Here is a 7,549-nt window from a genome sequence, read left to right on the forward strand (position 1 = left end):
GCTGTGGTCCTGTCGGCGGTAACGCGGAAAAGCGTAAACTCTGCGCCGCGCAAGGCCCCCAAGACCCGGATGAAGCGACCTGAGCGGGTCACCTTAAAACGCCGGGGGATCTGCGGATCTCGCCGTGAAGAGGCTGCGCTTTCCGGAGGGGGCGCGGGCTGAAAACAGCTCTGCCCGCGCACCGGGGCCGCCGGGGGGGTGGTGCAGGTCCGGGCCGGGCCCGGGGGCGCCGAGGGCAGGCTCGGGGCCGGGCGGCAGCGGGGGCGGCGGCTCTGTCGCGGCGTCTCCGTCGAAATGACCATGGGAGGTTTTGGCCCAGTAAAACGGATTGCGAAAGGCCTCGCGCAGTGCCGCCCAGCCCGCGACAGCCGCCATCAGGTGATAGACCTGAAACAGTAAAGTGATCGTCCAGAGCCCGCCGTGGCGGGTACGCTGCAGGCCAAGCGTGGCGCAGGCGATCAGCAAAACCTCACTGAGCAGAAAAACCCCCGTCATCGCCAGCAGCAGGGGCTCGGGGATCAGGCCGCGCGCGGGATGCGGCAGGCCCGCGAAGATCAGCCAGAACGACCAGTTCAGCGGGGCCAGCAGCACCTGGCTCTGGGCGCCAAGAAACAGCACCTGATAGCCGATAAATCCGCCTGGCCCGAGATCGCGCCACAGCCGGATCGGGCTTCGCATATGCACGGCCCAGGTCAGAATATGCCCCTTGATCCAGCGACTGCGCTGGCGCACCCAGGGGCGCGGGCGGCAGTTTGCCTCTTCATGGGTGGTGACGGGCAGCATCTGCGTGCGCAGGCCGTGACGGGCCAGGCGAATGCCCAGATCGGCATCCTCGGTGACGTTATGGGCATCCCAGGCCCCCAGCCGCTCCAGATGCGCGCGGCGGATGAAAAGCGTGGTGCCGCCCAGCGGCATCGGAAAGCCGATCCTTTGCAGCGCCGGCAGGGTCACCCGAAACCAGGCGGCATATTCGGCCGTAAAAAGCCGCGCGATCAGATTGCTGCGCGGGTTATAATAATCCAGCGCGCCCTGCAGGCAGGCCAGATCATCCGGCGCCTGATCGAAGGCCGAGGCCACCTGCAGCAGCTGATCGCTGTCGGGGGCGTCCTCAGCGTCATAGATCCCGATGATGCTGCCGCGCGCGAAAGACAGCGCATAATTCATCGCCCTCGGCTTGGTGGTGACACTCCCCTTTGGCACCACGATCAGCTGCATCCATCCAGGCAGACCCGCCGCGCGCAGCGCCTTCAGGGTGTCGGGGTCATGCTCTTCGAGGATCAGCAGCACCTCAAGGCAGCCGCGCGGATAGGACAGCGCCTCAAGGCGGCGCAGCAGGCGCGGGGCGATATCAGGCTCGCGGTAAAGCGGCACGAGGATCGAGATCACCGGGGGCTCGGCCACAAGGGCGGGGGGCGCGCGCTTTTGCGGCGGATGGCGCAGCGCCTGCAGCAGCGCATAAAGCCGCAGCGCCGTTGACGCGAGCAGCGCCGCGCAAAGCCAGGCCGTCAGCAGCAAAAACACCGCCAGTGGGTGCAGGATCAGCACCGCAGGAAGCGCGCACCAAAGTGCGGCGCGGGCCAGCCGGGGCCGCGCGACGCGCAGGCCCCGCACACTGAGCTGCGCGGGCAGCCGCCCCTCAGCCAGGCGCAGAAGCGCAGGGGCCGCGCGCCGCGCAAGACCCGCGCGGATCTCCGCCGGCGCGGCGAGGCAGGCTTCGACGCGCAGGCCGTGAAATGCAGGCCAGCCCCTGATGCGGGCCAGCGCATGGGGATCTGAGACGGCAATCATCACCCGGTCGCCACGCCGCCCCAGCGGCAGGCACAGCGCCTGAAGGCAGGCCGCAGCCCCGCAAAGCCGCAGCAGGTCCGCGCAGGGTCGTGCCGGGCCCTGGGTCAGGCGCGCAAGCCCGCTCACCTCGCTGAGCAGGGTCAGGAGAAGATCTTCGGAGAGCACATTGCGCGCGCGCAGCTCATCCGTCAGCGGGATGCGGCAGCGCATCGCCGTCAGCCCCGCGCTGCGCAGGGCGGGGCGCTGCTCAGGAAAGCGGCTCAGCAGCAGGTTTAACAGCTGCGCATCCCCCGCCGACCCGGGGGAATCGGGGGCGGCGGGAAGTTGCGGCAGGGCGGGAAAGGCATATCCGGTCTTCATCCCCAGAGCTTCGCAGCGATTGGTTAATCGCCGGTTAAGCAGGCCCCGCCAGCCGCGCAGCCACCACGCAAAAGCCGCGCCCCCTGGCAGGAGCGCGGCTTTGACGGACCCGGGATGCGGGTCTTAACGATCAGGCGCGGCGGGCGCGGATGGCGTCAGCGAAACGCTCGAACAGGTAGAAGCTGTCCTGCGGGCCGGGGCTGGCCTCGGGGTGGTGCTGCACCGAGAAGACCGGACGATCGGTCATGCGGATGCCGCAGTTCGAGCCGTCAAAAAGCGAGACATGGCTCTCAATCACACCCTCGGGCAGGGTCTGGCTGTCAACGGTGAAGCCGTGGTTCATCGAGGTGATCTCGACTTTGCCGGTCTCAACGTCTTTCACCGGGTGGTTCGCACCGTGGTGGCCGTGGTTCATCTTCACGGTCTTTGCGCCAAGCGCGAGGGCCAGCATCTGGTGACCGAGGCAGATCCCGAAGACGGGGATGTCTTTCTTCAGCACGTCCTGGATCATCGGCACGGCGTAAACGCCGGTTGCGGCCGGATCACCAGGGCCGTTCGAGAGGAACACGCCTTCCGGGTTCAGCGCCAGCACGTCTTCTGCGGTGGCGGTTGCCGGAAGCACGGTCACATCGCAGCCCGCCGAAGCAAGGCAGCGCAGGATGTTGCGCTTGGCACCATAGTCGATGGCCACAACGCGCAGGCCTTCGCCTTCGCGCTGGGTATAGCCCTCGGGCCAGGCCCAGGTCTTTTCATTCCAGCGGTAGCTTTGCGCGCAGGTGACGTCTTTGGCGAGATCGAGACCCACCAGGCCCTTCCAGGCGCGGGCTTTGGCAACCAGCGCCTCGATGTCGAAATTGCCTTCCGGATCATGGGCCAGCGCCACATGCGGCGCGCCCTGCTGGCGGATGGCACGGGTCAGGCGGCGGGTGTCGATGCCGCCGATGGCGATGCGGTTGTGCTTTTTCAGCCAGGTGACCAGATCATCGGTCGCGCGCCAGTTCGACGGCTCCGTCGGGTCCCATTTCACCACAAGACCGGCCGCGGCCGGGGTCTCGACGCTTTCGTCATCCTCGGGCGTGGCGCCGGTGTTGCCGATATGCGGGAAGGTAAAGGTGACGACCTGACCGGCATAGGACGGATCGGTCAGAATTTCCTGATAGCCGGTCATCGAGGTGTTGAACACCAGCTCGGCAACCGTGTCGCCAACGGCGCCGAAACCCTGACCGTAAAACAGCGTCCCGTCAGCGAGGGCCAGGCAGGCGGTGGGGCGGGGGGCAGCGTTTGGCATGGGCAACTCCGGGATAAACGGGGCGGAAACTATGCCTCCGGAGGGCCGGGGTCAAGGGTTTGTGAGAAAAGGTTTTTATAGTAAAATCAATGCGTTGCGAAAATGGTGAAGACTTGATCACAAAGGGTGGTCAGATTAGGCTTTGCGCGTCCCAATTCGGAAGGTTTCATCATGTCTCTGCGCGACAGCATTAACGACGGCCTCAAACAGTCTATGAAGGCGCGCGACGCGGCGCGAACCTCGACCCTGCGCCTGATCAGCGCGGCCATCCGCGACCGGGATATCGCCGCGCGCGGTGAGGGCGCCTCCGCCGAAGGGATCGCCGATGGCGAGATCCTGGCGCTGCTGGGCAAGATGGTGCGCCAGCGCCAGGAAAGCGCAAAGATCTACGAGGAGGGCGGCCGGCTGGAACTGGCGGCGAAGGAACTTTCTGAGATCACCATCATTGAGGATTTCCTGCCGCGTCAGCTGACGGCTGCGGAAACGGAGGCCGCTATCGCTGCGGTGATCGCCGCGACCGGGGCCTCGGGCATCCGCGATATGGGCAAGGTCATGGCGGCGCTGAAAGAGACATACACCGGCTCGATGGATTTCTCGACCGTCGGGGCCGCGGTCAAAGCCCGCCTGATGTAAGCGCTTGCGGCGCTCTGCGGCAGGGTAAAGGTGGTGGCAACAAGCGCCGCTGTCCTCAGACCTCTCAAGGTCATCGCGCATCCTCGGCCAAGGGGGCCGGCGGTCAGAATGCAGGTTGAGAGTGTCTCTTTCGCCTCTATTTGCAGGTGGCACGGCAAAGAAAAAGGCCCCGGTTTCCCGGGGCCTTTTTGATCAGTGGTGGGCGCGATCCCAGTCCGACTGCTTGGGCAGCTGCTCGAAGGTATGCTCCGGCGGCGGCGAGGGCAGAGTGAACTCAAGGGTGTCGGCGTATTCGTTCCACGGGTTCGGGCGGGTGTCCGCTTTGCCCCATTTCAGCGCCCAGGCGATGACGCCAAGGAAGAACACGAAGGAGGCGAAGGAAATGAACGCACCGATCGACGAGACGTAGTTCCAGTACTCAAAGGCAGCCGGATAGTCGATGTAACGGCGCGGCATGCCCTGACGACCCAGGAAGTGCTGCGGGAAGAAGGTCAGGTTGGCACCGATGAACATCATCCAGAAGTGCAGCTTGCCCGCCCATTCCGGATAGGCTTTGCCGGTCATCTTCGAGAACCAGTAATAGATACCCGCAAAGATCGCGAAGATCGCACCCAGGCTCATCACGTAGTGGAAGTGCGCCACGACGTAATAGGTGTCGTGATAGGCACGGTCCACACCGGCCTGGCTCAGCACGATCCCGGTCACACCGCCCACGGTGAACAGGAACAGGAAGCCAAAGGCCCAGAGCATCGGCGTCTCAAACGAGATCGAGCCGCGCCACATGGTGGCAATCCAGGAGAAGACCTTCACGCCGGTTGGCACCGCGATGACCATGGTGGCCATCATGAAGTAGGACTGCTGCGTCAGCGACATCCCCACAGTATACATGTGGTGCGCCCAGACGACGAAGCCCAGAACACCAATCGCCACCATCGCGTAAACCATCGGCAGGTAACCGAAGACCGGCTTGCGCGAGAAGGTTGCGATGACGTGGGAGATGATCCCGAAGCCCGGCAGAATGATGATGTACACTTCCGGGTGGCCGAAGAACCACAGGATGTGCTGATAAAGCACCGGATCGCCGCCGCCCGAGGGGTCGAAGAAGGTGGTGCCGAAGTTGCGGTCGGTCAGCAGCATGGTGATCGCGCCGGCCAGAACGGGCAGGGCCAGCAGGATCAGCCAGGCAGTCACAAAGACCGACCAGGCAAAGAGCGGCACTTTATGCAGCGTCATGCCCGGGGCGCGCATGTTCAGGAAGGTGGTGATGATGTTGATCGCACCAAGGATCGACGAGGCACCCGAGACGTGCACCGCGAAAATCGCGAGATCCATCGACAGACCGTCTTCGCGCACCGAAAGCGGCGGGTAAAGCACCCAGCCCACGCCCGAGCCGAGCTGGCCGTTGCCACCCGGTGCCAGCACCGAGCAGACCGCCAGCGCGGTACCGGCGAAGTAAAGCCAGTAGGAGAGGTTGTTCAGACGCGGGAACGCCATATCCGGCGCGCCGATCTGCAACGGCATGAAGTAGTTGCCGAAACCGCCAAACAGCGCGGGGATCACCACGAAGAACATCATCAGGATGCCGTGGGCCGTGATCAGCACGTTCCAGAGGTGACCGTTGGGCGTACAATCTGCCGTGGCAGCTGCCGTCAGGCGCGCGCCTTCCATGCACATGTACTGAACGCCGGGCTCCATGAGCTCCATGCGCATATAGACGGTGAACAAGACCGAGATCAGGCCGACGAGGCCTGCGGTCAGAAGGTAAAGGATCCCGATATCCTTGTGGTTGGTGGACATGAACCAGCGGGTAAAGAACCCGCGGGTGTCGTGTTCACCATGGCCATGGATGGCGGCGTCGGCCATGCTCGTCTCCCGTTCGGTGTTAAGTGCGCGCAGGAAGGAATCGGGCAGAATCCTGCCTGCACGTGCCAATTCTCTGTCGGGGTTGTAAGACGTGCGGCATCCCGTCGCAATGGCGGAGTTTGCGCCAGAGCCTCAGAGCGTGATGCAAATGCCAGATTTTGCCATGTTTTGAGCGCACTTCACCGTCAAGGGATGCAATTGTCCCATGCCGGACCGCCATGCCACCTCAGGGTTGAGCCGCGCCGGGATTGCGGGCCGCGGCCCCCGCTACTGCCCGAGTGTGGAAGTGGCTGGCTCAGCGAACCGGGAAGGGGCTCTGCAGATAATCGCGCGGCGCGCGGCGCGGCAGGGTGGTGAACATCGTCAGGGTGATGACGTCCTGCGGCTCCAGATCCATCTCAGCGAGTTCGCGGAAGTTGAAGAAATCTCCCGCGACGACCTTTTTGATCAAAGCGCCGTTCGGGCCGATCCGTCCGGGATCACCAAGGCTGTCGGTTTTGCCGTAAAGCGGCTGTCGCATGCCGTTTTGTGCCAGCGCCGACTGCGGCGCAAAGGCAGAGAGACCAGCGGTCAGCGCAAGGGCTGCAATGAGGGGCAGGCGGGGCATCTCAGTCTCCTTTTGGCGGGCGTCGGTCGGGGGCGCTCGGGTAATATCTGAGGCGCAGCCCTCCTGGTTGCAAGAGGCCGCGCCCCTGCCAGCGCCATCACACCGCCGTGCACTGCCCGGTGCTGCTGGTGCCGGGATGGGTGGGGATCACCTCGGAGAAACTTTTCATCAGCGCCGCGTCCAGATCCTGCATGGTCACCGGAAGCCCCAGGTCGACCAGAGAGGTCACCCCGTGATCGCGGATGCCACAGGGCACGATGCCGGAAAAATGGCTCAGGTCCGGCTCGAGATTGATCGAGATGCCGTGATAGCTGACCCAGCGGCGCAGCTTGATGCCGATGGCGGCGATCTTATCCTCAGCCAGACTGCCGTCGGGCTGCTTTGGCTTGTCGGGGCGCGGGACCCAGACGCCCACGCGGCCCTGACGGATCTCGCCCTTCACGTTGAACTCGGCCAGCGCCGCGATGACCCAGGCCTCCAGCGCGCGCACAAAGCAGCGCACATCGCGGCCGCGTTTCCCGGCATCGAGCATGACATAAATCACCCGCTGGCCGGGGCCGTGATAGGTATATTGCCCGCCGCGCCCGACCGGATGCACCGCAAAGCGCTCCGGCTCGGTCAGATCCTCTGCCCGCGCTGAGGTTCCGGCGGTGTAAAGCGGCGGATGCTCCAGCAGCCAGATCGCCTCGGGCGCGGTGCCTGCCGAGATCGCCTCAACCCGCGCTTCCATGGCGGCAAGCGTCTCCCGGTAGTCCGACAGCCCCGGCAGCCAGCACCATTCCACACCATCAATGAGCATCACGAACCTCTCTCGGCCATCCACCGTTCCTGCCCGATTTAGGCCCTGGCTGCAGATTTTGCCATGGGGCAGGGCGGGTCCCGATAATCGGGAGAAAAAATTCGCGCGGCGGTGAAGTTTTCTGAAAAATCCCCTTTTCATCCCGGAGGCTTATGGCTAGAAGGCTCCTACCAGTTCGGAACGGTGCGGTTGTGGCGGAATTGGTAGACGC

6 protein-coding genes are annotated in these 7,549 nt (G+C 64.5%); 1 reads left to right on the forward strand and 5 read right to left on the reverse strand.

All coding sequences use genetic code 11. From position 1 onward, the window contains the following. Positions 1-93: 93 nt before the first annotated feature. Together EG244_RS18320 and carA are read right to left on the reverse strand one after the other, a co-directional pair. Complete coding sequence (locus EG244_RS18320) at positions 94-2,148, reverse strand: glycosyltransferase (protein WP_233589066.1); 2,055 nt, start codon at positions 2,146-2,148, stop codon at positions 94-96. Between the two features lie 130 nt (positions 2,149-2,278). After that, positions 2,279-3,436, reverse strand: coding sequence for a glutamine-hydrolyzing carbamoyl-phosphate synthase small subunit (gene carA / locus EG244_RS18325; protein ID WP_124966616.1), 1,158 nt, complete (start codon positions 3,434-3,436; stop codon positions 2,279-2,281). 171 nt (positions 3,437-3,607) lie between these two features. On the opposite strand from carA, the gene EG244_RS18330 reads away from it, so the two are divergent. Beyond that, entirely contained in the window at positions 3,608-4,069 is a 462-nt protein-coding gene (locus tag EG244_RS18330) for a GatB/YqeY domain-containing protein (RefSeq protein WP_124966617.1), read from the forward strand. Between the two features lie 192 nt (positions 4,070-4,261). On the opposite strand, the gene ctaD is transcribed toward EG244_RS18330, so the two are convergent. The 3 genes from ctaD to lipB all read right to left on the reverse strand — a co-directional run bounded on the left by ctaD (position 4,262) and on the right by lipB (position 7,332). Next, positions 4,262-5,932: a cytochrome c oxidase subunit I gene (gene ctaD / locus EG244_RS18335; RefSeq protein WP_124966618.1), complete on the reverse strand. Its 1,671-nt coding sequence runs from the start codon at positions 5,930-5,932 to the stop codon at positions 4,262-4,264. Between the two features lie 295 nt (positions 5,933-6,227). Beyond that, a complete protein-coding gene (locus tag EG244_RS18340; RefSeq protein WP_124966619.1) occupies positions 6,228-6,539 on the reverse strand; it encodes a hypothetical protein in 312 nt (103 codons plus the stop codon). A 97-nt stretch (positions 6,540-6,636) separates the two neighbouring features. Next, positions 6,637-7,332, reverse strand: a complete 696-nt coding sequence (lipB, locus tag EG244_RS18345) for a lipoyl(octanoyl) transferase LipB (RefSeq protein ID WP_124966622.1) — start codon at positions 7,330-7,332, stop codon at positions 6,637-6,639. Positions 7,333-7,549 lie beyond the last annotated feature (217 nt).

The organism is Falsigemmobacter faecalis, from assembly GCF_003863335.1.
GTDB classification, from domain to species: domain Bacteria; phylum Pseudomonadota; class Alphaproteobacteria; order Rhodobacterales; family Rhodobacteraceae; genus Wagnerdoeblera; species Wagnerdoeblera faecalis.

What these genes read in the sequence shown, in the direction of transcription:
- EG244_RS18320 (WP_233589066.1), bottom strand. Translation starts at nt 2,148, where the DNA reads ATGAAGACCGGATATGCCTTTCCCGCCCTGCCGCAACTTCCCGCCGCC.
- carA (WP_124966616.1), bottom strand. Translation starts at nt 3,436, where the DNA reads ATGCCAAACGCTGCCCCCCGCCCCACCGCCTGCCTGGCCCTCGCTGAC.
- EG244_RS18330 (WP_124966617.1), top strand. Translation starts at nt 3,608, where the DNA reads ATGTCTCTGCGCGACAGCATTAACGACGGCCTCAAACAGTCTATGAAG.
- ctaD (WP_124966618.1), bottom strand. Translation starts at nt 5,932, where the DNA reads ATGGCCGACGCCGCCATCCATGGCCATGGTGAACACGACACCCGCGGG.
- EG244_RS18340 (WP_124966619.1), bottom strand. Translation starts at nt 6,539, where the DNA reads ATGCCCCGCCTGCCCCTCATTGCAGCCCTTGCGCTGACCGCTGGTCTC.